Origin of the sequence: Lacihabitans lacunae (genome assembly GCF_042649125.1) — a bacterium.
GTDB classification, from domain to species: Bacteria; Bacteroidota; Bacteroidia; order Cytophagales; family Spirosomataceae; genus Leadbetterella; species Leadbetterella lacunae.
Window position 1 is genome coordinate 3781463 of record NZ_JBHRYQ010000001.1, and the last position, 23463, is coordinate 3804925.

Annotated in this window: 21 protein-coding genes; 14 read left to right on the forward strand and 7 right to left on the reverse strand. The window is 40.1% G+C overall.

What is annotated here, in order from left to right; translation table 11 throughout:
- Positions 1–114: 114 nt before the first annotated feature.
- Positions 115–1488: a DUF1593 domain-containing protein gene (locus ACFOOI_RS16315; protein ID WP_379839095.1), complete on the reverse strand. Its 1374-nt coding sequence runs from the start codon at positions 1486–1488 to the stop codon at positions 115–117.
- Between the two features lie 253 nt (positions 1489–1741).
- On the opposite strand from ACFOOI_RS16315, the gene ACFOOI_RS16320 reads away from it, so the two are divergent.
- Positions 1742–2341: an SOUL family heme-binding protein gene (locus ACFOOI_RS16320; RefSeq protein ID WP_379839096.1), complete on the forward strand. Its 600-nt coding sequence runs from the start codon at positions 1742–1744 to the stop codon at positions 2339–2341.
- A gap of 87 nt (positions 2342–2428) precedes the next feature.
- On the opposite strand, the gene ACFOOI_RS16325 is transcribed toward ACFOOI_RS16320, so the two are convergent.
- The 3 genes from ACFOOI_RS16325 to ACFOOI_RS16335 are packed head-to-tail and all read right to left on the reverse strand — an operon-like array spanning position 2429 to position 7007.
- Positions 2429–3856 (reverse strand): DUF1593 domain-containing protein, encoded by a 1428-nt coding sequence (locus tag ACFOOI_RS16325; RefSeq protein ID WP_379839097.1) that lies wholly within the window; start codon positions 3854–3856, stop codon positions 2429–2431.
- A gap of 13 nt (positions 3857–3869) precedes the next feature.
- Entirely contained in the window at positions 3870–5291 is a 1422-nt protein-coding gene (locus ACFOOI_RS16330) for a DUF1593 domain-containing protein (protein ID WP_379839098.1), read from the reverse strand.
- A gap of 45 nt (positions 5292–5336) precedes the next feature.
- A complete protein-coding gene (locus tag ACFOOI_RS16335) occupies positions 5337–7007 on the reverse strand; it encodes a glycoside hydrolase family 28 protein (RefSeq protein ID WP_379839099.1) in 1671 nt (556 codons plus the stop codon).
- 398 nt (positions 7008–7405) lie between these two features.
- Here ACFOOI_RS16335 and ACFOOI_RS16340 point away from each other — a divergent pair, with 398 nt between their 5' ends.
- The 9 genes from ACFOOI_RS16340 (at position 7406) to ACFOOI_RS16380 (ending at position 12872) form a co-directional block, all read left to right on the forward strand.
- Positions 7406–8002, forward strand: coding sequence for a Crp/Fnr family transcriptional regulator (locus ACFOOI_RS16340; RefSeq protein WP_379839100.1), 597 nt, complete (start codon positions 7406–7408; stop codon positions 8000–8002).
- A gap of 120 nt (positions 8003–8122) precedes the next feature.
- A complete protein-coding gene (locus ACFOOI_RS16345) occupies positions 8123–8653 on the forward strand; it encodes a YceI family protein (protein ID WP_379839101.1) in 531 nt (176 codons plus the stop codon).
- 86 nt (positions 8654–8739) lie between these two features.
- Positions 8740–9132, forward strand: a complete 393-nt coding sequence (locus tag ACFOOI_RS16350) for a hypothetical protein (RefSeq protein ID WP_379839102.1) — start codon at positions 8740–8742, stop codon at positions 9130–9132.
- A 5-nt stretch (positions 9133–9137) separates the two neighbouring features.
- Positions 9138–9530 carry a DoxX family protein gene (locus ACFOOI_RS16355; RefSeq protein ID WP_379839103.1) on the forward strand — a complete coding sequence of 131 codons (393 nt, stop codon included), beginning with the start codon at positions 9138–9140 and terminating at the stop codon, positions 9528–9530.
- A complete protein-coding gene (locus ACFOOI_RS16360) occupies positions 9520–9843 on the forward strand; it encodes a hypothetical protein (protein ID WP_379839104.1) in 324 nt (107 codons plus the stop codon). The genes ACFOOI_RS16355 and ACFOOI_RS16360 overlap by 11 nt, the downstream gene beginning before the upstream one ends.
- Positions 9844–9958: 115 nt before the next feature.
- On the forward strand, positions 9959–10831 hold the full coding sequence (locus ACFOOI_RS16365) for an SDR family oxidoreductase (RefSeq protein WP_379839105.1): 873 nt from the start codon (positions 9959–9961) through the stop codon (positions 10829–10831).
- Between the two features lie 190 nt (positions 10832–11021).
- The gene (locus ACFOOI_RS16370; RefSeq protein ID WP_379839106.1) at positions 11022–11270 is read left to right on the forward strand and encodes a hypothetical protein; all 249 of its coding nucleotides are present in this window, start codon (positions 11022–11024) and stop codon (positions 11268–11270) included.
- Between the two features lie 49 nt (positions 11271–11319).
- Positions 11320–12282, forward strand: a complete 963-nt coding sequence (locus ACFOOI_RS16375; protein ID WP_379839107.1) for a VOC family protein — start codon at positions 11320–11322, stop codon at positions 12280–12282.
- Between the two features lie 179 nt (positions 12283–12461).
- Positions 12462–12872, forward strand: coding sequence for a DoxX family protein (locus ACFOOI_RS16380; RefSeq protein WP_379839108.1), 411 nt, complete (start codon positions 12462–12464; stop codon positions 12870–12872).
- A 338-nt stretch (positions 12873–13210) separates the two neighbouring features.
- Here the strand turns inward: ACFOOI_RS16380 and pelA are convergent, their stop codons facing one another.
- From pelA to ACFOOI_RS16395, 3 genes are read right to left on the reverse strand one after another with little or no spacing between them, the layout of a single operon-like run.
- Positions 13211–14302, reverse strand: a complete 1092-nt coding sequence (gene pelA, locus ACFOOI_RS16385; protein ID WP_379839109.1) for a pectate lyase — start codon at positions 14300–14302, stop codon at positions 13211–13213.
- Positions 14303–14359: 57 nt separating this feature from the next.
- Positions 14360–15727: a glycoside hydrolase family 140 protein gene (locus ACFOOI_RS16390; RefSeq protein ID WP_379839110.1), complete on the reverse strand. Its 1368-nt coding sequence runs from the start codon at positions 15725–15727 to the stop codon at positions 14360–14362.
- Positions 15728–15754: 27 nt separating this feature from the next.
- The gene (locus ACFOOI_RS16395; protein ID WP_379839111.1) at positions 15755–17038 is read right to left on the reverse strand and encodes a nucleoside hydrolase-like domain-containing protein; all 1284 of its coding nucleotides are present in this window, start codon (positions 17036–17038) and stop codon (positions 15755–15757) included.
- 378 nt (positions 17039–17416) lie between these two features.
- Here ACFOOI_RS16395 and ACFOOI_RS16400 point away from each other — a divergent pair, with 378 nt between their 5' ends.
- From ACFOOI_RS16400 to ACFOOI_RS16415, 4 genes are read left to right on the forward strand one after another with little or no spacing between them, the layout of a single operon-like run.
- Positions 17417–18841, forward strand: a complete 1425-nt coding sequence (locus ACFOOI_RS16400; protein WP_379839112.1) for a DUF1593 domain-containing protein — start codon at positions 17417–17419, stop codon at positions 18839–18841.
- A gap of 57 nt (positions 18842–18898) precedes the next feature.
- On the forward strand, positions 18899–20509 hold the full coding sequence (locus tag ACFOOI_RS16405; RefSeq protein ID WP_379839113.1) for a DUF5060 domain-containing protein: 1611 nt from the start codon (positions 18899–18901) through the stop codon (positions 20507–20509).
- A 60-nt stretch (positions 20510–20569) separates the two neighbouring features.
- A complete protein-coding gene (locus ACFOOI_RS16410; RefSeq protein ID WP_379839114.1) occupies positions 20570–22003 on the forward strand; it encodes a DUF1593 domain-containing protein in 1434 nt (477 codons plus the stop codon).
- On the forward strand, positions 22000–23463 hold the full coding sequence (locus ACFOOI_RS16415; RefSeq protein WP_379839115.1) for an apiosidase-like domain-containing protein: 1464 nt from the start codon (positions 22000–22002) through the stop codon (positions 23461–23463). The genes ACFOOI_RS16410 and ACFOOI_RS16415 overlap by 4 nt, the downstream gene beginning before the upstream one ends.

The following is a 23463-nucleotide window of genomic DNA, read 5'->3' on the forward strand; positions in this document are numbered from 1 at the left end:
AATTAAAGATAAATATACTTTTCTGACTTAGATTAACTGTCCTTTACTGTCGTTTATGTTATTTTTTTTATAAAATACCTGATATAAAAAGTTCATTTGCATATTTCTAAAACGCTACTTTGCTGCCTGCACTTTTACTATCATTCGGCGGTATGCATAAAGGCTTGGCGTGCCATTGTCGTAAACCTCTAATACAAAATGGAGGGTTTGCCCGGCAGCATCTTTTGGTATTTCTATTTTAGCCAAAGTACTGGTAGAATTCTGAATACTTACAACACCTGAGTACGAGCTAGGCTCTTTATAATACACCCACGAATAGTTAAGTTTGTTGTTATCAGGGTCTTTTGATCCGCTTGTATTTAGTTCAATAACGGCACCCGGAGAGGCTGTCATTTCTAGCACTTGTTTGGTTGCATCGCCGTTTAAAACCGCAATAGGGTGGTGGTTGGCTTTGGTATAGTCGCTTGTGACACTCCACAGCATACGGGCAGTAAAATCATTGTTGTAGCCAATGGCCCAGCGTTTTATTGCTTCTGCTCCCTCTGCTGTATTTCCGTGCATCATATAAGGGTCATACTGGGTTTCGGCATCTTCCTGTATTTTTTTTACCTCCGACATACTCCTAATTCCCGCAGTTTTTGTGGTATTAAATCTACCACCCCAGCCTCCTTGCTCTACCTGTTCGGGGTTATTAAGTCCATTTGGAAAAACATGCATAAAAGACGGCGTGTCTCCTTCGGTAGCATATTTTCGGTTGGGATAAACGGCCCCCAAAGGTCCTTTGTTTTGAATACTGGCCGCCAAGTATTCGTCTGTAGGTTGCCAGCCATACACGCTCGTGGCTCTGATATAAAATACTTCTGGGTAGTTTTTGGCAATCCATGCACCTGCATCGTCTTGACCCAAAACATCATATAGTCTTAGTTTGCTCAAAAAATCCTTAAGCTGTGTGGCATTACGCGTTTCTTTCACTTTCCAAATGGCCTGAGCCACGGTGTTCATGCCTCCCCAGCCCATAATCCAAATGGGGCGAGCGTCGTTTTTGTCAGCTGCGGCAATAATTAGATTAGAGCCTGGACTGTCTTTTCCTGTGCCTACATCGGCCATTCCATATCCCCTTTGTCCTATTGAGCTTATTGACCTCAAATATTCGGGACTTGGGTAAGCATTGGAATGGACTTTTAAATTGGGATATGCTAGCGAATACGCATTTAGTATTTTATCTAAAATAGTGGTATTCGACTGTGTCTTTTTCCAACAACCAGTGGCCACTATCAATCCTTCGATATCAAATTCATTGGCCGAAACTAACTCACGAACCAAAGACTGTTCGTCGTCGGGGTCAGCCCCCAAGTCCGTTGTGGTAATGATTCGGGGCTTTATTGAGGTAGAATTTATACTATCCTCGGTTTGAACAGCCGCAGTGTCTTTGCAAGCTGATATTACTAAAAATACACTAAGAAAAAACAAGGTGAATAATGCTTTCATTTGGGTAAATTTTAATTAATTTCTTTTCTGTTTTTATAAAATGGAAGACTACTTTTTTCTCCAAGATGCCTTTTTTCTAATTCGAATCATTTACAAGCTAACTTTAGAATTGAAGCTATTTTTTTATTTAAAATAAAATCCAAATGCAATCTAAACTATTGAAAATAACCTTTTGGCACTTTAATAAGAAATCGGATTTAGTTTAAACTATTGTGGGTCATTTGCTTGTTATCATGTTATAAATAAATAGATTATGAAAATAGCACTAATAGTTTTTGGAGTGTTTGCTTTAGTTTTCATTGTGGTTCAAATATTTGCTATGAAAAGTAGAAAATCGATAGAAAATTACCCTTACGAGGTCTTGAAAACGTACGATGAATTTGAAATAAGAAAATATGAAGCCCGCTTATTTACCAAAGTTCAGTTAAATACAAATGACTACAGCCAAGCTTCGAGTGCCGGTTTTTCTAAACTGGCCGGTTATATTTTTGGAGGAAATGACTCAAAACAAAAAATAGCCATGACCTCACCCGTTGCTATGGGTCTCGAAGACTCTATGACTATGATGTTTATGGTTCCCAATGACTTGGATAAAAGCAAACTGCCCAAACCAGATAACTCAGAAATAGAATTTAAAGAAGAACCCGTTAAAATAGTAGCTGCCATCACTTTTGGTGGTTGGGCAAATACCGAAAAAATCGAAAAATACAAACAAATGCTTATCGATGGCTTGAATCAAAAAGGGATAAATTATACCAATCACTTTTCTCTTTTGGGGTATAACCCGCCATTCGATGTTTTGAATAGAAAAAACGAGGTGATAGTTGAGTTAGAAGAAGGTTTTTTACCTTAATTCAGATTTCCAAACTACCAAACGTTTGCTTTCCATTTTAATAAAAAAAGGGCTTCTGACTATCTCATGTTCGAAGTCCTTTTTTCTTTATTCCGCTACATCCACAATCACACGTTTGTAGCGTGTAAGTGCGGGTGAACCACTGTCGGTAACTGCCACTATCAAGTGCATGGTGCCCAGTTTGCCGTATTTTTTTGGAACTTCAAAAGTAGCCACTGCTTTGTCTGCATTTTCTATTTTTAAAGGATCTCCGGTACGTGCCGTAGATAACGTAAACGTGCCCACTTCGCCATAATAAAACCATTTATAGGAAAGTGAATTGCCATCAGGGTCAGTTGATCCTTCGGTACTTAGGGTGATTTTGTCACCCGGCTTAGCTTTTATATACGTTTCCGTCTGAAGTTTTACCACAGGCGGGTGATTGGTCTCCGCAAAGGGTTTGATGGTCCAATCCATGCGTGCTTCAAAATCATTTTGATACGCAGACCTCCATCTCCAAATCGTCTCTTTGTTGCCAGTGTGCCAGCTGCTGTCCATTCCAAAAACCTCGTCTTGGGCGTTGTTCCACAGCGGTCTGGTTTCGGGTTCTAAAAAATACTTTTCAGTGCGAGGTTGATAAAACTCATAACGCCCACCCCAGCTGCCCCAGTTTGGGTGCTCTGAACTTCCCAAGCCGTTATTTATCAAATACATAAAACTTGGTGAGTCGCCTTCCATCAAAAACTTAGCGAAGGGATATTGCTTTCCCAAAGGTCCTTTGCTTCGGATATGGGTATCTAACCAAGGGTTATTTACAATTTCAAAATTTCCTCCCGCAAAACGCCCGTGAAATTTATCTCCGCTGATGCCTGTCCAGGTAGCGGCATGGTAGCCACCCAATGAGTGAAACCCAGGCGAAGCGATATAAAATAAGCCAGGAAATGTCTTTCTGATCCAAGGGCCGCTGTCATCTTGGTCTGAGATGGTATACACCCTCAGTTTGGCTACAAACTTCTCCACTTCTTTGGGTTTACGGGTTTCTTTTACTTTCCAAAGTGCCTGTGCTAGGCAATTAGGGCCACCCCAAACCAGCACCCAAACCGGGCGAGCATCTGATTTGTCTACCGCAGAAATAATAAGGTCAGAACCCTCTGAGTCCATGCCTTTACCAACGGCATGCATACCGTAATCTGTTCGGCCTTCTTTTATGATAGAAAACAAATAGTCTTTGGTAGGATAGCCCGGTTCATGCAAAAGCAAATTGTCTCTCACTTCTCCGTAGGCATCTACTATCTCTTTCAATCTCCATGTGGCTATTTTGTTTTTTTGATGCACAGAGGTAGTTGCCACTAAGCCTTCCACATCAAACTGGTTAGCATAGGTCAAAAACCGAACCGTAGACATGGCGTCGTCGGGTTCGTTTTCTATGTCTGTCAGTACAATTACTCTCGGTTTTTCTTGGGCAAAGAGTGTGTTGCTATTTATACCCAAAATCAAAGTAACTGCCAATAATACATGCGTTTTGTTAAATTTCATTTTAGAGGCAAATTTATTTCGGTAAAACCGTAACTATTACGCGTTTGTACCTCGTCAGTGCTGGCTCGCCTTTATCGGTCAGCTGAAGTATAAAATGCAAGGTCTCGGGTTTTTCTACTACCGGAGCGGTCACATAAACGCCGTGTACGTTTTCAGCACCTAGGTTAAGTTTCTTTTTGTAAGAACCGGCCTCCACATAGTGTATCCACAAGAAACTCAGGTTATCGCCATCTGGGTCAGTTGAGTTAAAAGCATCTAGGCCAAAACCCTCGCCAGACTTAACCGTAAATTGCTCGGCATGCATCAATACAGGCACTGGAGGGTGATTGGCTTCTTTGTAGGGTTTGGTGCACCAGTCCATTCTGGCCGCAAAATCATTCTGAAAGTCATCTCTCCATCTCCACAGACTGGCTTTGTAATCGTTAAATGTGGTGGTGTCTGGTTTTACTGCACGCCCATAGGCACTTGGCAAGTAAGGCGTATAAGCGTCGTTTGCATTTGTCCATATCTTTCGTGTTTCTGGCTCAAAAGGCACGCCAGAGTTTCCTTTTATTAATTTAGAAAAGTCAGGCTGGTATAATTCATAACGGCCGCCCCATCCGCCCCATTCTGGGTGCTCCGGGTTACTTAGGCCTGTGGGTATTAGGGATAAAAAAGAAGGCGTGTCTCCTTCCATTCCCCATGCTACGTCTGGATATTCGGCACCCAATGGCCCGTGACCTTGTTGGATGTTTTTGGCTATCCAAGCGTTGCTGATTTTTTCATTGTTTATGCCTTTTATGAAAGTATTTATGCCCGTCCAAGTAGCAGAAGCGTAGTTGTCTCCTGGGCTCACGATATAGAACAAATCTGGGAAGTTATTTCTTAACCAAATGCCGCTATCGTCTTGGTCTGAAATGGTGTATACTCTAAGTTTTGAAACCAGTTTTTTGACCTCAGCATCGGTTCTAGTTTTTTTGATTTTGTATAAAGATTGGGCAAGGGTATTGGCTCCGCCCCATACTGAAACCCACAGCGGTCGCTCGTCTTTATCGTCTAATAGTTTTATGATCAATTCCGAACCTTCAGAGTCCATGCCTTCGCCCACGCCTTCCATGCCATATTTTGGAATTCCGCTTTTAATCAATTGCATCATGGCCAATTCAGTAGGAAAACTGGCTTCGTGTTTCAATAGGTTCGGCTGCACTTTGCCATAGGCTTTAACTATTTTTTGAATAGACTGCGGGTCCACACGGTTTCTGTGCCAACAAGAGGTAGTGGCCACCATGCCTTTTATGTCAATCATGTTTGAATACAGCATTAACCTCACAAAGGACTCGATGTCATCTGGCTCGGCTTCGATATCTGATAAAACTACCAACCTGTGTTTTGGACTTTGACCAAAAGCCACTGGCATAAAAGCCAGTAAAATAAGGAGTATTTTAATTGTTTTCATTTTAGAATAAAAGGTTTTATTAAGGCTGTATTTATGTAAAAGAGATTAAAACTTCACGGCTGCTTTAGGCACACTGTTGCCTAATTTGGTTTGCTTTTTAAAATCCATTTTTGAATTAGAAATTAACTCAATTTTTTCGGAAACCAAACCGTTTATTTTTACTGCCTCTGCCGAAGTAGAATTAAACTCAATGTTTTTTAGCGTTACATTTTTAGCATTGAAAATATCAAAGGCAGTTGGGTCTTTTGATACCATTTTTACGTTTTGAATATTCACGCCGTTTGCATCTACAATGGTAAAGCCTTGGTCTGCATTAATTTGTAAATCGCTCAATTCGATATTTTCGAGGTTCATTTCGGGTAAGCCTTGTAAAAACACCGCTTGTGTGGCTCCGTTTATTACCACATTTTTGATTTTTATATTTTTAAATTGTGGCGTTTCTTCGGTTACGGGCATAAGCTTGGTGTTAGTTGGGCCGCCGCCTTCTGCGAGTGTTTCTTCTATCGATTTTCCGCCGTAGTATAAGTTAAACGAAATAGCATGAGAAGGTATGTCGGTCATCCATATATCTTTGATGAAAATGTTTTCAACCACACCGCCACGGCCTCTTGTGCTTTTAAAACGCAAGCCTACGTCAGTGCCCATAAATGTACAGTTAGATACGTGCATATTTTTTACGCCGCTCGACATTTCGCTACCTACTGTAACGCCACCATGTCCGTGGTATACGATGTTGTTTCTGATGATCAGGTTTTCGCATGGCACTCCTCTGTCGCGGCCGTCTTTGTCTTTTCCTGATTTTATACAAATGGCGTCGTCGCCCACATCAAAACTTGAGTTTTCTACGATTACATTTTTGCAAGATTCCACGTCTATGCCGTCTCCGTTTTGAGAATACCATGGATTTCGAACTGTGATGTTTCTTACAATAAGGTTTTCGACCATAAGAGGATGAAGACACCATGCTGGTGAGTTTTGAAAAACTGGGCCATCAAACATTACATTTTTACTGTTTTGGATGCTGACCATTACTGGTCTCAAAAAATCACGAATGGCTAGAAATTCCTCTTTGGTATGTAAGTCGAAACGCACATTTTGGTCTGCTCCGTTTCCTCCAAGTTTAAACTGCTCCGAAGGATACCAGTTTTCTTTTTTCTCATCTAAAACCCCACCTGATGCTACCAGTTTTTTCCATTCGTTGGCTGTAAGTTTACTTTTCTTTACGGCTCTCCATGCTCCACCAGAGCCATCCCAAACACCTGTACCCGTCAATGCCACGTTTTCTAAGTTTTTGCCATAAATAGGAGAAATACAACGCCAGGTATTTAGGCCCTCGAAGCTCGTTTCTATAATTGGGTAAAGGTCTTTATTGGTCGAGAATCGAATCAATGCTCCTGCCTCAGCATGAAGTTCTAGGTTGCTTTTCAAGGTTATCGGGCCAGTGAGCCATATTCCAGAGGGGATAATAACCTTGCCTCCACCTTTTTGTGAAACAGCCTCGATAGCTTCTGCAAAGGCTTTAGAATTATCAATAATACCTCCGCTTTGAGCACCAAAATCTGTAATGGAAACAGTGTTTACTGGAATAACTGGATCTGAAACTAACTGCATCTCGAATTCAAGATCGGCATAGCTTTTCTTTTGACCTATAGCACTCTTATTGGAGCAACTAAATAGAATCATTATGCTTAGGACTGGAAAAATGTATTTCTTCATATTTTTTAGGTTTTTTATTTTTATTTCTTTTTAGATAATCTTACAATATTTGAAAAAAGAATTCAGAAAATTAGCAATAAAAGTAATCCATGTAAGTACTATACCATAGACCCAATTACAGCAATTAAATTTTGAGATAGTAATAAGCCTTCTTTAATTTTAGTACATTGGTTGAATACGACATACCCTTCGGCAGACAAAATAATTTCGTAAATATATTGAAAAATTAAAAAGCAAAAGTAAAAAATAGAAACTAAACGAAAGTTAATTAATAATGACTAAGTAAATTTGCTTAATGAATAACTGATGAAGGTAAAAAACTTATTATTAAATTGAACTCAACAGTAACGCATACAGTTTAGAAATTACTTGCTCACCTCCCAAATCTATAAAACCTTATGTCAGATTCTCCATTCGATCAGATTATAACATATATCAATAGTCAATTAGCTGAGGAATTGTCTGAGGAAGAAAAAGAAATTGTTAAAAAGACTTTTAAACCTAAACGACTTCGCAAGCATCAGTTTATGTTAGTCGAAGGCGAAGTGTGTAAAATTGCTGGTTTTGTGGTAGAAGGTGCCTTGAAACAATACACCGTAGATGAGTCCGGGAAAGAGCATATATTAAACCTTTATATCGAAAACTGGTGGGCGGGGGATAGAGAAAGTTATGCCAATGGCACGCCTTCTCCTTATTATATAGAGGCTTTTGAAGAAACACAGTTATTAGTAGTTTCTAAACTTGATTACGATAATGTTTTAAGTAAGCAACGCTTTATGAATGATCTGCTAAGGACGCTAATTGAAAGAAATTCTCTTCAACTTTTAAAACGGGTGCATTCCTCAAAAACACTCTCTGCCGAACAACGACTTGCTGATTTCGAAAATGTTTATCCCGAATTTTTACAAAGGTTTCCACAGCATATTATTGCTTCTTACTTAGGAATGACCAAAGAAACCTTCAGTAGAATCAGAGCAAAATCGGCTCGAGGGTAGCTTCAGCCTTGTTATATTTCAAAATGTTGATATAAGTCAACGTTTTTTTTTGCTTTAGCTCATCGTTCGGGCCTGCCGATTAGCCGCAACTTTGCATTATCAAATTTAAACAATTTAATAATGAAAAAACTTAGTTTAGTAGCAGCAATTGCGGCAGTAGTATCTCTTTCGGCTTTTACATTTATCAGTTCTGTTAACTGGAAAATTGCCGACAATCATTCAGTAACTTTTAAGGGCACTGATGCCGAAGGCGTCTTTAAAACCATGAGTGGAAACATCTCTTTCGATGAGAATGATTTAGCCAATTCGAAATTCGCAGTGTCATTAGACGTAGCCTCTATCAATACAGGCAACGGAATGAAAAACAAGCACGCCAAAAGCGACAAATGGTTTGATGCTGAGAAATACCCAAAAATCACTTTTACTTCTAACAAATTTACGAAGACAGCCGCCGGATATAGTGTAGAAGGCACGCTTGATCTTCACGGAGTTAAAAAGCCCATTTCTATACCGTTTACTTTTGCATCTAACACCTTCAAAGGAAGCTTAAAAGTTAATAGAATGGATTATGGTGTAGGAACAATGCAAGGAATGTCTAAAAAAGTGAGCAATGAGATCGTTGTTGACATCTCAGTTCCAGTCACAAAATAATCAATTGGTCAGGTCTAAGATTTACCTATCACCATTGACCAGAGTCAGGATGGGTAAATTTTAGCCAAATCAAAACATTCCAAAAAATGAAAAGAATTTTTTATCACGGATTACTCGCAGGCATATTGGCATCAGTTGCAGCGGTAGTATATTTTTATTTGTACAAGGAGTTTTTCTTAGTTGATTTCGACGCAATCGTAAATATTGGCTCTATTGTAGGTTCCTCAATATTGGGTTGCTTACTCATGGCTCTGGGCTATATGTTGCTTCGCAGATTCAATAAAGAAAACTTAACCGGGGCATTGAATATCCTGATTGCCGTACTCTCATTTTTGTCAATAATAAGTGTCATGAGCATGAGTTTGCCGCTGGAAATTGAGTTTCCCGAGTTGTTTCCGGGTTTGGTAATTCCTATGCACTTTTTTCCAGCACTTGCCTTCACCAGTCTTTATCCTTTTTTTAACAATCCGAAACATTAATCAGTATGAACTCTAAAGTAATAAATATTCTACTGTGGATAGCTCAAGTTTTGATAGCACTTACGCTGCTTTGGGCAGCTTACGCAAAACTGATCCAACCCATTGAAGAAACCGCCAAAATGCTGCCTTGGGCTTTGGAAAACCCTGGCTTATTAAAATTCACTGGGTTTATTGACCTCCTCGGTGGCGTAGGCACCATCTTACCCTCGGCTCTCAAAATACAGCCAAAACTTACCGTGTGGGCAGCCTACGGTGTGGTTTTACTCATGATTGCGGGCTCTGTTTTTCACATCATGAGAGGTGAGGCTTCTTTAATAGGCATGAATATCGTCATTATCGTATTTGCCATTTTTATTGCTTGGGGCAGAACCTCAAAAGCACCTATCCATGGAAAATGAACCAAAAACATGCACTAACCAAGCTGTGGCAGAGCTGTTTCAATTGGAAATAAATTCTTCTGATACCAGGCAGTTTGTAGACAAAAGTGAGGTAGTTCATGACTTTTTTTCAACACTCGAGGGTTACACCGGAATGGACTTATTGTTTTTGAGCGGAGAAAAAATGATGATTCTTATCCGTTTTAGTTCCTACAAACTTTTCGACAAAAACCTTTCGAGCATCCTCAATGCGTGCCCCATTAAAGATTGGTTTGGCAATGTTAAAAGTATCATGCATCAGCCGGCCATGTTAAAGGCATTTACAGTAAAATAATTACCCCGTAGGAATACGCAAATTTAAAAACAATTAAAATCATAAGCGGAGAAGTTCATGGACCTCTCCTGTGAAGAGCATATTTAAAAATAAATAAACTAAAATTCTAAAAACAATGATAACAGTAACAGGAGCTACCGGCCAGTTTGGCGGTGGCGTAATCGAAAATTTACTTCAAAAAGGATTGGCACCTTCACAGATCACCGTAATGGTCAGAAATGAGGAAAAAGCACAAAGCCTAAAAGCCAAAGGCGTAAATGTTAAGCTAGGCAATTACAACGACCACGGCTCTATGGTAGAAGCCTTTAAAGGAACAGACAAGCTACTTTTTGTGTCAAGCAGCGAAATGCAAAACCGCTCTCAGCAGCAAGTAGGTGTGGTAAAAGCTGCTCAAGAAGCAGGTGTGAAACATATTTTGTACACCAGTATTCAGCGTCAATCAGATAGTGCGGATTCGCCCATAGCTTTCGTGGCAAATGACCACATCGCTACTGAAAACGCCATTAAGGAAAGCGGCATGCAATACACCATGCTTCGCAACAATCTTTATTTCGATATTTTGCCATGGATATTAGGTGAAAAGGTTTTTGAGACAGGAGTTTTCTACCCAGCCCAAGATGGCAAAGTAGGATTTGCCCTAAGATCTGACATGGCCGAGGCCGCTGCCAATGTGTTATTGGCTGATCAAGAAGGAAACAACGAGTTCAACATTTCAAGTCCTTCGTCATTCACATTTGCTGATGTAGCCCAGCACCTAAGTGCCATCGCTGGCAAGCCCGTAAGTTACTACAGCCCAAGTGTAGAGGAGTATATTCAGGCCCTCACAGCTGGCGGAGCCCCTCAAGAAGTATCAGGCTTTTTGGCAGGTTTTGGGGTTGGAGCAGCCAGTGGCGAGTTTGTACCGGGCGATAGTGACCTCCCTCAGTTACTCGGTCGTGAGCCAATCAGCTACAAAGCATTTCTCGACGGCGTTTACGGGCAGAAATAAGCATCAACTTAGGCAGAGATTATACGGGGTTTTTAATCTCTGCTTAAGTTTTTAAATTCATAGGGCGTGCCCCTCCGCTAAAGCTCCGGGTCGGGCTATCCGTTCCCGCTTCCCTCTTAAAATCGGGAGAGCTCCACTACTATCCCTCACGCAAGCAAAAACACTAGTGTTTAATAGAAATTTTAAAATCATGAATAGAATGATTATAAACATAACCGAAGATTTATCCATGGCCAGTAATATTCAAGAGCTGCTGAATCAAGAATTTAAAACAGTAGGAAACTGGATGCAAGAAGGGATATTAGAAGATCTTCAAATCAAAGAAGCTGAAAACGGCATCGTTATGACTCTAAATACCATAGACGAAACAAAAGCCAAGGAGCTTTTAGCCTCTTACCCACTTTACAAATACTTCAAAAAAGTGGAGTTTAAAGTATAAAAATATTATTTAGAATTCAAGCGAGAATCATTAAATCGCTGCTCAACTCATGAATAGAAAAAACTTTTTAGCAAGTATTTTGGGAATGGGCTCTCTGTTATCTTTGAAAGCTTTTAATACAAGCGATAAATCAAAAACGATGAACAATTATTCAAATGAGCTGTTTGCCACCTTCGGAGCAATTCATCTCAACAATACCTCAATAGAAAAAGCTACCGAGTTTTGGAACAGAATAGTAGGTATGAAACTCCGCAAAACTTATAACAAAACTGCGGAGTTTGGCTCTGAAAACAAAACGCTCATAGTAGTTCATGAAGCTGCTACTGCTCCATACATGGCGGGTTACAGTGGCATGTATCATGTTGCAATTCACGCAACTACGGCCAGTGAGTTTGCCAAAATGATGTATCGGATTTTTGCCAATAATTACCCTTGCTCACCTACGGATCATACCATGTCTAAGTCAGTTTATCTTACTGATTCTGACGGAGTCACGATCGAGATTACACTCGAAACGCCAGAGCGATTCAAAAGAGTGGTGACAACTGGTGGCTTGAAGATAGAAGCCGCTGATGGAAGCCTTCATTCGGCCTCTTCACCTCTCGATGTGGAAGCAGTTATGAAAGAACTGAAAGACAAAGACCTGAGTGGGTATGTGTCGGATGAAACAAAAATTGGTCATATTCACCTTTACGCCAATAGCGTTGAGAAGTCAAATACCTTTTACAGACAGATGGGATTTGAGCAGTTTAATTTTCTGCCTCAATTTATGTACGCCGATGTGGGAGCCGGCGGAACATACCACCACAGAATAGTCATGAACTCATGGCACGGTCAAAATCGTCCTTTGGCACCAGCCAATAATGCAGGCATGCGTCATTATCATATTGTTTTTAAAACAAAAGAGAGGCTTACAAAGGCACTAAATAGTGTTTCAACATACGAAGAAAAAGAAGGCGGATTCTGGGTAAATGATCCTACAGGAAACCTCATTTTTCTTACACATGTATAATCATGAAAATTGATTTTATATAGTATTTTTGATAAAAATAGACTGATTAGTATCGCAATGTAAATAGCTTAATTTGAGTACATTGTACTTCCTCGAAAAAGTTGATTTACATCAACGTTTTCAAAAATATAGGTTCACTAGTTTTGCGAAAAAATAGTTAACAAAAAACAATCAATCTAATGGAAAATCAAAAATCTACAAAAGTTCTAAACATTGTACTCTGGGTATTACAAGTTGTATTTGCTGGAATGTTTATCATGGCTGGCTTTAGCAAAGTAGCACAAAGCCCCGAAGAATTAGTACAAATGCTCCCATGGGTAGCAGATGTACCTGCTGGCTTGGTAAAGTTCATAGGGGTGAGTGAGCTTCTGGGTGGTATTGGCTTACTACTACCAGCTTTATTGAAGATCAAGCCTGAGCTTACCTCGTATGCGGCTTATGGACTAGCAGTTGTTATGCTATTAGCAGCTTTTTTCCATGGCTCTAGAGGGGAATTTTCAGCTATAGGAACCAATGTCGTTATCGGTGGTATTTTGGCTTATGTAGGTTGGGCACGAATCAAAAAAGCTCCAATTGCTGCCAAAAGCTAATTCCTTTTTTGTTTAAAAAATTCAACCTGCTTTATACATTGGAGAATCGTAATGAGTTTTAAAGTGCAATAAATCAGAAATTTAAACTTGATTATCAAAGCACCACTATGGTGATTGAGTTTACGCCTTCACTGAGCCTGACGAAGTGCCTGCACTGAGCTTGTCGAAGTGAACTGATTTGTGATACCCTAAGCAATGTTGATGGGTGTTACATTGAGCTTAGTCTAATTGAAGCATTTTAGTTACGGAATTGGTTTTCTAATGCATAAAGCAGGATATAAAGAGGCTGATTTGGAAACGGCCTCTTTATTGGTTTCATGATTTAGTATTTTCTAAAATTATTTATTGCTTACAAGCCAGGTGGGGTATAATTTCAAAACCTTCGCAGGGCCTGTTCCATACCAGCTGTAACCGTTTCTGCGGTTATCACCTATTTCAGCTAGTGATCCTTTCTTAATGCCATCTCTATCGCAGAAATACGGCTTTTCGGTTTCTAAATCATAAAATCGAGCCCAAAGTGCAGGGGCATTTTTGTCTTCCACTACAATTCTGTTTTTTGTGCCTTCCATTGTAATTTCTGTGTCTAGTCTGATTCCTTCTATTTTGTGAGACTCAAACCAATCGACAGCTCCTTTTATGGCGGATACGATCTCAGGCGACGGGTTTTTTATACTCATGAGATACAAAGCGATTCCTACAGATTCTCCACCGCTAAATGAAGGTAATTCGTAACTTCTGGCTTTTGCTGGTAAGAGCGTTATTTCGTCGTGCTGAGCACACCAAACTGTAGGTTTGTTATTTACCTTAATTTGGGTATCTAGAAAACATTGTATTCCTTTTTGAATGGCATTTTGAGCTTTCTTTTTATCTGACTCTGAAATTTTAAGAGGTGCGAATTCGGGATTATTTGTTGCTATTTCTTCTAAAAATGACATGATATTGACCATGGCATTGTCATTATATGTAATGTGAGCGGAATAGGAAACACCGCCTTTTCTTACAGGGAAAAACTGAGGCCAACCACCATTGTCATATTGAGAAATGAAGACATAGTTTAATCCTTTATCAAAAGCCTTTTTGTATTTGGCGTTCTTGGTATTTGCATACATTTTGGCAAGAAATCTTATTTCGGTAATGGTAGCATCGTTGTCAAAAGTTGCACCAATTCCTGAATCTAAAATTTCTTTCCAGTAAGCTTGATTTACCCCACCGCTATGAAAGTTGGTGTTTTTCATCCAGCCCCCAATAACTGTTTGGTATTTCAAAACACTATCTGCCGCCATAATAGACTCAGATGTACCATACCATTCGGCTGGCATTTGGGTTGCCACTACTTTCCAAGGCTTGCTCAGGTATTCATTGTTTTGGGCATAGCTTTTTTGCTGAAAAAAGCACACACACAGTATCGATATTATTACGAGTTTCTTCACGTTTTTTTGAATAAATGTTTCTTTATTAATATTCGCTGTGTGTTTGCTTTAATGATTTTATTTTCCAGATTTTTCTAAAACCAACACCCAGTCGTTTCCGTCTTTTAATTCGGTAGTTGGCGTATAGGTACTTGCTATGTCTTTGCGGTTTTTATAAATATAAGTTTTGCTGCCGTCTTTGGGGTTAAACCAATAGGTATCCGAAGGCCCCCAGTTTAACTTGCTTGTATCTATTTTTATTGGGTTTGACCTGTAGGTGTATATCATCGCGTAGTCTTGACCTCTAGTCGCAATAATCTTGTTGTATTTTAAGCCATTTTCAAGCAAAATTTCTTGGGCAGGTACTCTTTCAAAGTAAGGTTTTGAGAGTATCAGTTCTTTCAAATATTTCATTTGCGATGCTCCAGTTGCATCAAGAGCGTCTTGCCAAAGCATGGTTTCGCCATAGGCTCCATTCTCTCCCTTTTTGTAAAACTGCATAATGGCATTGTGCCCATAAGTATGGCCAAAAGCACCAGCAAAAACCGACCAATAGGCATACCTACGTACATCATGTTCGTTCCAAAGTGGCTGTGTAGTGTCATGCAAGCCATGCGGAATATGCTCATAGGAAGGCTCTCCGTCTATACTTGGTTTAAGCGGTTTTAGGTAAAAATCTCGTTCTAAATACTTGTAGTTATCTTGCGAAAACGCTGTGCTGTCGTCTTGGTCGTATCTGCGGTGACCCGACTGAAACATGTTAAAGTCTAACCAAGATTCATCGTGAAACCAAGTAGAAGATTGGGTACGGCCATAAGGGTGAAAAGTCATCAGCTTCTTTGGGTCTTGTTTTTTTATTGCTGTCCCCATGGCTTTCCATACTTCGGTGCCGTCGCTTCCTTTTATGTCGCCGCCGTTTAACCAAATGATATGTTTTTCTTTTTTGTATCGCTTGGCCAGCCATGTTCCAAATGCTTCTGCTTGAGCTACAGACACACCGCCTCCTTTAACGTTAGACCCCCAGACGGGCACTAATGCCACATAAATTCCTTTTTTCTTAGCAAGGTCAATGATGTAATCTGCATGGTCCCAAAAATCATATTCCGTCGCATTGTCAAATGATTTGCCGGGAGTAGTAAATGGAGTCGCGATATTTTTATTAACCAAAGCAGAGTCGCCATACACATTTACGGCGTCGTTCATGTCATGAATCACCATGACTTGTATTACATTATACCCTTTGTTTTTTCTGTCTTCTAAGTATATTTCGGCATCTTCTCTATTTAGTTTTTTTAGTAAAAGCCACGCAGTGTCTCCCATCCAAAAGAAAGGTTTCTTTTTAGAGGTAGTTAAATAATGATGATTATCTGAAACCTGTAAGCTTTGTAATTGTGCATTTGATGCCAAAGAGGCAAACAATAGTGCTAAGGCTACGTATTTTTTCATTGAATAAATTAGAGATATAAGTTTTTGCTATTTTATAAAACTCCACCTTTTAGCCCAGTCGCTGAGGTATTCGTTTCTAAATTTTGAGATAGTTCTAGCTCCTTGTTGATCTTCTAAAAATAACTCCGAGTTTGGAAGGTCGCCGTACCATTGTTTGCCTAAGATGTAATCGTCTTTCCCAAGTTTGCCGGGCCAAGGGGCCGTGCTCACATATTGACCTTTTAGTCCATTTAATTCCGAAATCGTACTATGTGTTATATATGAACTTTTTTCAGGTTTTTTAGAAGAATATCTGACGCCATAAACGCCATTACCGAGATAGTAGCCGGGCCATTCTTGTTTTTGAATTTCAATAGTAAAACATGCAGAGTCCTGTGGGATATTAAGTTCAGGGCCCTTAAATCTCCATTCTATTACGCCATATGCCACTACGCTGTCTACCTGGGTACTGCCGCCGCTAATAATTGTTCTTGAACTGTGATTTATTTTTTCAAATTTGCCGCCCCAACTGTCGGTTGTAGGGTCATTTGGGTCACCATTCATTAAATAGGCTAGCGAAGGCGTGTCGCCCATTTTGATATGGCCTTTGTAGTGGTTTACAAAGTTAGCTCCCATGGCTCCGTGGCCTTTTATGAAGTTTTCGTAATACGCTGCTCCGCTCATGTTTTTGGGTGCATTTTCATCTTCCATAAACCAGCCTCTGTAAGTTGCGTTAGCTTCTATCATCCAGATGTTTGGGTGGTGCTCGGCTATGTAAGCGTAGGCATTGATACTCCATTTTTTATTTGGTCCGCCAATCCAATAAACTCTAATATTTTTTTCTATTTCGGGAGCATCGTGCAGGGCTTGAGCTATGTCTTCTATGCCGCCCCAAACCAAAACATAAAGTGGCTGACTGCTCTTCTTTTTTGCACATTTAATAATCCACTCGGAGCCTTCTGTTGGTTTTGTGTAACCAGCAAATGGTGCAGCTGGCTTAGCTCCTTGTTTACATACTTTTTTCAAATGTTTTACAGATGCTAATCCTTTAATGTTTTTAGCAAGAGAAGGTCTATCTTTTTCGTAGAGTTCAATCATATCAAGCAGGTCTTGCTTTTTCCCATCGCCAAAAGGAGACGAAATCAAACCTTCGATATTAATCAAATCTGAATACATCATCAGGTGTATGATAGACTGGAAGTCGTCAGGGTCAGTGCCGCCAATATCGGTACTAATAACTACTCGTGGTTTTGTTTTTTGTGACATGCCCGAATGATTAAACAATAGCATCGTCATTAGGCTAAATACAAAAAACAAGGATGTTTTAGACATGGTCTTATTTGATTTTTTGGCTGAATTTTTTGGTAAAATACCTTGATTTTCTATGATTAATCAAGACTTATTTCACTGCAAGCTACACAAAAAAAGAAAACAAACGAAAAAAATAAAAGAAATTCGAAAGAAATAACTTTGATACCAACTTAAAAAATATAATTTTGCATTGATAAAATTAAAATATTGCGTTACTGGTTGGGCAATATTCTTTCATTAAGCGAATTATTTGGGGCTAGTCTTGATTTAAGTGCAGGTTTTTTATAGATGATAAAAAATGTAATGCAAAATTTTCAAAACCCTTTCTATTTGTTGATTGAGAGTATTTTTATAAAGGCAAAATAAATTGTCGTCACATTTATTTAACAAATTCCTAGCATGAAAAGACTAAGATCTTATTCAATTTCTGTTTGTTTTTCTTTTTTTTTATTAATTATTTCTAATCATAGTTTTTCTCAAGTCGGACTCGAAAAAGCACGAGTTATCGTAACATCTGATGGTGAAATAGATGACGAATGCTCTTTGGTAAGGTTTTTACTTTACAGCAATGACATGGAAATTGAAGCATTGGTAACTTCGAGTTCGCAATATCACTGGCAAGGGCATAAATGGGCGGGTGACCAATGGGCTCAACCTTACCTAGATGCTTATGCGAAGGTTTATCCGAACTTGGTTAAGCACGACAAAAACTACCCAACGCCTGAATATTTAAACTCGATTAATGTTTTAGGAAATGTGTCTGCGGAAGGCGAAATGGAAAAAGTAACGGCTGGCTCTGAGTTAATTGTAAAAATACTTTTAGACGAAACAGATAACCGTCCGATTTGGCTACAAGCTTGGGGTGGCACCAACACCATTGCCCGTGCCTTGAAAACGATTGAAGAGACTCACCCCGAAAAAATGCAGAATGTAGCCAATAAAATTCGCTTGTATATGATTTGGGAACAAGACGAAACCTACCAATCTTACATAAAACCGCATTGGGGAAAGTATAATATCTTAACCATTAATTCAGATCAATTTATTGCGTATTTCTATAACTGGAAGCAGTTTTTGCCAAAAGAGCAGCAGCAGTATTTGGTAGGCACATGGATGAATCAAAATGTGCTTAAAAATCACGGGGCACTTTGTGAACTTTACAAAGCAAACGAAAACGGAGACTTTAGGTCAGAGGGCGATTCACCCGCATTTCTGCATACCATCCCTACTGGACTTAGAAACTTGGAATCTCCAGACTTTGGTGGCTGGGGAGGTCGCTACGTAAAGGTAAGGGCTAACACTTGGATGGATAAAGTAGATGAGCCCGGCTATACCTATCCGGAAGGCAGATGGTGGACAAAGAACGCTTGGGGGAGAAACAGAATGAAGTTGGAAATTCCGAATGATACCTTACTGACCAACTATATGAAACCCATGTGGCAGTGGATTGGCCCCATTCAAAACGACTTCGCTTCTCGTGCAGACTGGTGCGTAAAATCCTTTGCAGAAGCGAATCATCCGCCTGTGGTGGTATTGAAAAGCGAAGAAAATCCGAAAGTTAAATCGGGTGCCAAAGTAGCTTTATGTGCCGATGGCACTACCGACCCTGACGGTGATAAGCTTAACTACCGCTGGTGGCAATATCAAGACGCTGGCACATACAAGGGGAATATTCAAATAAAGAATGACACCAAGCAAGAAACCACATTGGTGGTGCCTAAAGATGCCAAAAAAGGCGATATCATTCATGTTATTTTGGAAGTGAGCGATTCAGGATCTCCGACATTGACTCGATATAAAAGAGTGGTTATTACGGTCAAGTAAGTTAGAAAGCTGATTATTAAAAACTGGAATGATTTTATTCTTAATGGAAAATATAAAATGATAAAAATACGCGTACAGTTATTGTTGTTTTTCTCTTTTGTGAGCTCATTTGCTTTTGCACAAAATAAGGTTCAGAAATGGGAGATTTTTGAATTTGCTCTTCAAGGGCCATCTGAAGGTAATCCGTATGTAGGTACTACTTTTAGTGCTCGATTTACCAACGGAGACCATGTGTTAGATCAGGAAGGTTTTTACGACGGCAATGGAACCTACATTGTTCGCTTTATGCCCGATAAAGAAGGAGCGTGGAATTATGTTACAAGTAGTAATAAAAGCCAGCTCAATGGTAAAAAAGGAACTTTTGAATGTATAAAAGCCGCCCCCACTAACCACGGACCCGTGAGAGTAAGTGATAAATTTCACTTTAAATACGAAGACGGAACCGCCTATTATCCTTTTGGCACTACCATATATGAATGGCCTTTTCAGGAAGAAAGCAAAAAAAAACAAACCATAGAAACGCTGAAGTCGAGTCCATTTAACAAAGCTCGTTTTTTAGCCGTTCCTCCTTACAAAGACAGATACATCGATGGCCCAAATAAACTAACTATTTTTCCTTTTGAAGGCACCAATAAAGACAATTGGGATTTTTCTAAATTCAATCCTGTGTATTTCAAAAACCTAGATTCTTGTGTGATGGAATTGAAAAAATTGGGCATTGAGGCAGATATAATTTTATTCAGACCATATGACAAAGGCAAGTGGGGATTTGATACAGCCGGACAAGAAGTAAACAGAAGTTTTGCTCGATATATGGTAGCTCGTTATGCCGCATTTAGTAATATTTGGTGGAGTTTGGCAAATGAAAACAGCTTTATAAAAAACATGAGTGACGAAGACTGGGACGACCTTTTTAAACTGGTGCAACAAAAAGACCCCTACCATCATCTACGCTCGATTCATAATGCAGATAAAATCTACGACTATACCAAACCCTGGGTTACGCACGTAAGCTACCAATATTATAACGTGGTGAAGTCGCCTATCGGTACGGCTATTTTAAGAGATATTTACGGCAAGCCCATCGTAAATGACGAAAACAATTACGAAGGTGATATTGATAGCAGATGGGGTCAGCTTACAGGCGAAGAGATGACGTTTCGAACTTGGAATGCCGTTATTGGCGGAGGATATGCCACCCATGGCGAATCTTATAAAGCCAGTCCATGGATATCTTATGGAGGCACCTTGATAGGTACTAGTCCTGCTAGGATTGGATTTTTAAGGAAAATTGTAGAAAGCAATCCGGTGGGTAATCTAGAGCCAATCGACCATTTTTTTGAAAATAACATGGCGGGCAAAGAAGGGGAGTTTTATCTAATATATTTTGGGAAAGAAAATCTAAACAAATGGGACTTTGTGCTTCCTAAAAAAGGCCTTGCCAAAGGAGCAAAATATAAAGCAGACATTATCGATACATGGAATATGACCATTACGCCGGTTGCAAAAACATTTGAAATAATTCAGATGCCTGGCAATAACTATAAGTTTATCGATAAAGACAATTCATCAATAAAACTGCCCGCAAAACCTTATATGGCTTTGCGAATTTATAAAGTTGCGGATGGAGAAAAAGTGTTAAATGACGGCCGCCACGAGTTAGAGTAGATTTTTTTATCACAAAAAAAAGAAGAAGCATTTTTTGAATCAAAAAAGAACAATATTAGAATGAAAATAAACCTAAAGTCCCTTTGCCTATTACTGACATTGTTTGCGATTTCTGCAAACAGCTTTGGCCAAGTATCAAACAAAACACGTGTTATTGTCACATCTGACGGTGAAATCGACGACGAATGCTCGCTTGTACGTTTCCTTTTATATGCCAATGAATGGGACATCGAAGGCATCGTTACTTCAAGTTCGCAATATCACTGGCATGGCCACAAATGGGCAGGCGATGATTGGATAGAGCCCAGTTTGGATGCTTACGCCAAAGTATATCCCAATCTTATTTTACACGATAAAGGATTCCCTACACCCGAATATCTGCGTACGCATACTTTTTTAGGAAATGTGGAAACCGAGGGTGACATGGAAAAACCAACAGCAGGGTCTCAACATATCGTCAAAGTACTTTTAGACGAATCGGATAATAGACCAATATGGTTCCAAGCATGGGGAGGCACTAATACGATAGCCCGTGCATTGAAAACAATAGAAGAAGAGCATCCTGAAAAAATGGCGTATGTAGCTCAAAAAATGCGTTTCTTTTTTATTTGGGAGCAAGACAAAACCTACCAAAAGTACATTCGTCCGCATTGGGGTAAATACAATATTTTGACCATAATTTCCGACCAATTTGAAGCCATAGCTTACCGCTGGAAAATGGTGCAGCCTAAAGAAATGCAGCCCTATTTTGAAGCAAAATGGATGAATGAAAATATTTTGCAAAATCACGGACCTTTATGTGCCTCATACAAAGCTCACTTAGCTGGAGAGCAAGGCTTTGAGGCAGGTGATTTCCGATCAGAAGGGGACTCTCCGGCCTACATGCATACCATAGTTACGGGTTTAAGAAACTTAGACAACCCAGACTGGGGCGGTTGGGGTGGTCGCTATGTAAAAATCAGGGAAAATACGTGGCTAGACAAAGTGCCTGTAGAAGGCTATGAATATCCGGCTCGTTGGTGGGGTGAAAACGGCTGGGGGCGTGCAAGTCTGCGACCAGGCTCTACTGTAAGTTTAGAAAAGCGTTCAGAATATTTTAAACCACTTTGGATGTGGACGGACGTATACCAAAATGACTTCGCAGCTCGTGCCGATTGGTGTGTGAAGCCGTTCGCAGAAGCCAATCACCAGCCGGTGGTAAAGCTAAAAAATGCTTTGGATTTAGAATTGACCAAAGGAACTAAAGTAAAACTATCTGCTAAAGGGAGCTCAGACCCAGACGGTGATAAATTGAATTTTAAATGGTGGCAATACGAGGATGCAGGCACTTACAAAGGGCGTGTTTCGATTAAAAATGCGGATTGTTCAAAGGCCAGCTTTGTGGTTCCTGAAAATGCTAAATCAGGTGATACCATTCATGTGATTTGTGAAGTAAGCGACAACGGCTCGCCTAGTTTAACCAGATATCAACGCGTAATTGTTACTGTAAAATGAAAAGTATTAGCATCTTAATTCTCGGCTTGTTTTTAGTTCACGGCCTCTGCCTTGCTCAGTCGCCCTGGCAAGCACATGGCAAACTCGAAGTGGCCGCAAATGGGCATTACATTCAGCACAAAGACGGTACTCCGTTTTTGTGGATTGGCGATACTGGCTGGGGAATGTTTCAGCAGCTTACACGCGAGCAAATAGATCAATATTTAGATAACCGACAAGCCTTGGGCTTTAATGTAATACAGGCAGTGGCTCACTGGTCGCCTCATGGAGGTGGATTGAGCAGAAGCCCAAACAATGCAGCCAATGCATATGGACATAGGCCATTTACGGGTGAGGAAAAACTGCCAAATACAGCAGAACCACTTGAAGTAAAAGGTGGAAGTGCTACCGCTCCAAACGACTACTGGGACCATGCCGATTATGTCATAGAAGCCGTAAAAAAACGCAATATGTATTTGGCTCTTTTACCCACTTGGGGTTCCGAGTTAATCACAGGCAAAGGAGAATACACCCCAGAGGAAGCCAAAACTTACGGAAAGTTTTTAGGAAATAGATACGCAAAAGAACCTCACATTATTTGGGTAATGGGTGGCGACACAAAGGCCCAGTTTGATGCCTACGACAAAAATCAAAACTACAGCCAATATGATTTTAGACCTGTGTACAGAGCCATGGCAGAAGGAATTGTAGAAGGCGTTACGAAGCAAAAGCCAGCATATAACGAAAAAAGCAAGGCTTGGGACGAAGTCTTTTTTACTTATCACCCCAACGGCGATTATCCATATGGCTCTTCCCAATGGTTTCACAAAGACGAGTGGCAAGATGCCAACGGCGTGGAGGTTTGGCGAGAAGTGAACGACGTGTACCGTACGATGCTTAATGATTATCAGCTAAAGGGTCCTGTGAAACCGAGTTTATTTTTGGAAGGCTCGTACGAATACGGCTCTTATCGCCACGAATGTGGCTGGGTTACGCCTGTGAAAGTGCGTAGGCAATTTTACCAAACGTTTTTTGCTGGTGGTGCAGGTCATACCTATGGTGCGGCTCCTATTTGGGCCATGCGTGGCAACGACGGCGACTACAATTGTGGCTACACCTGGCAACAATCGCTCGATTTTCCAGGAGCTTTACAAGTGGCACAGGTGGGCAAGCAGTTTCTTTTAGACCACAAATGGAGCGAATGGATTCCTAACGGATCCGTAATATCAGGAGTAGGAGAAGGTGAAAGTTTAAAGACCGCCGTTACCACCATGTCGGGTGATATGGCATTGGTGTATTTTGCCAATAATTCAGATACGCAAGTAGCCAATATTTTAAACAAAGAAGCCACCGCTTATTGGTTTTACCCAAGAAATGGAGAGAAAAAATCTGTGCCAAATTTTAAAGTAAAGGAAGCAAGAGACATGGTGCCGCCCAACAATTGGGAAGATGCAGTTTTAGTATTAAAAATTGAGAAGTAA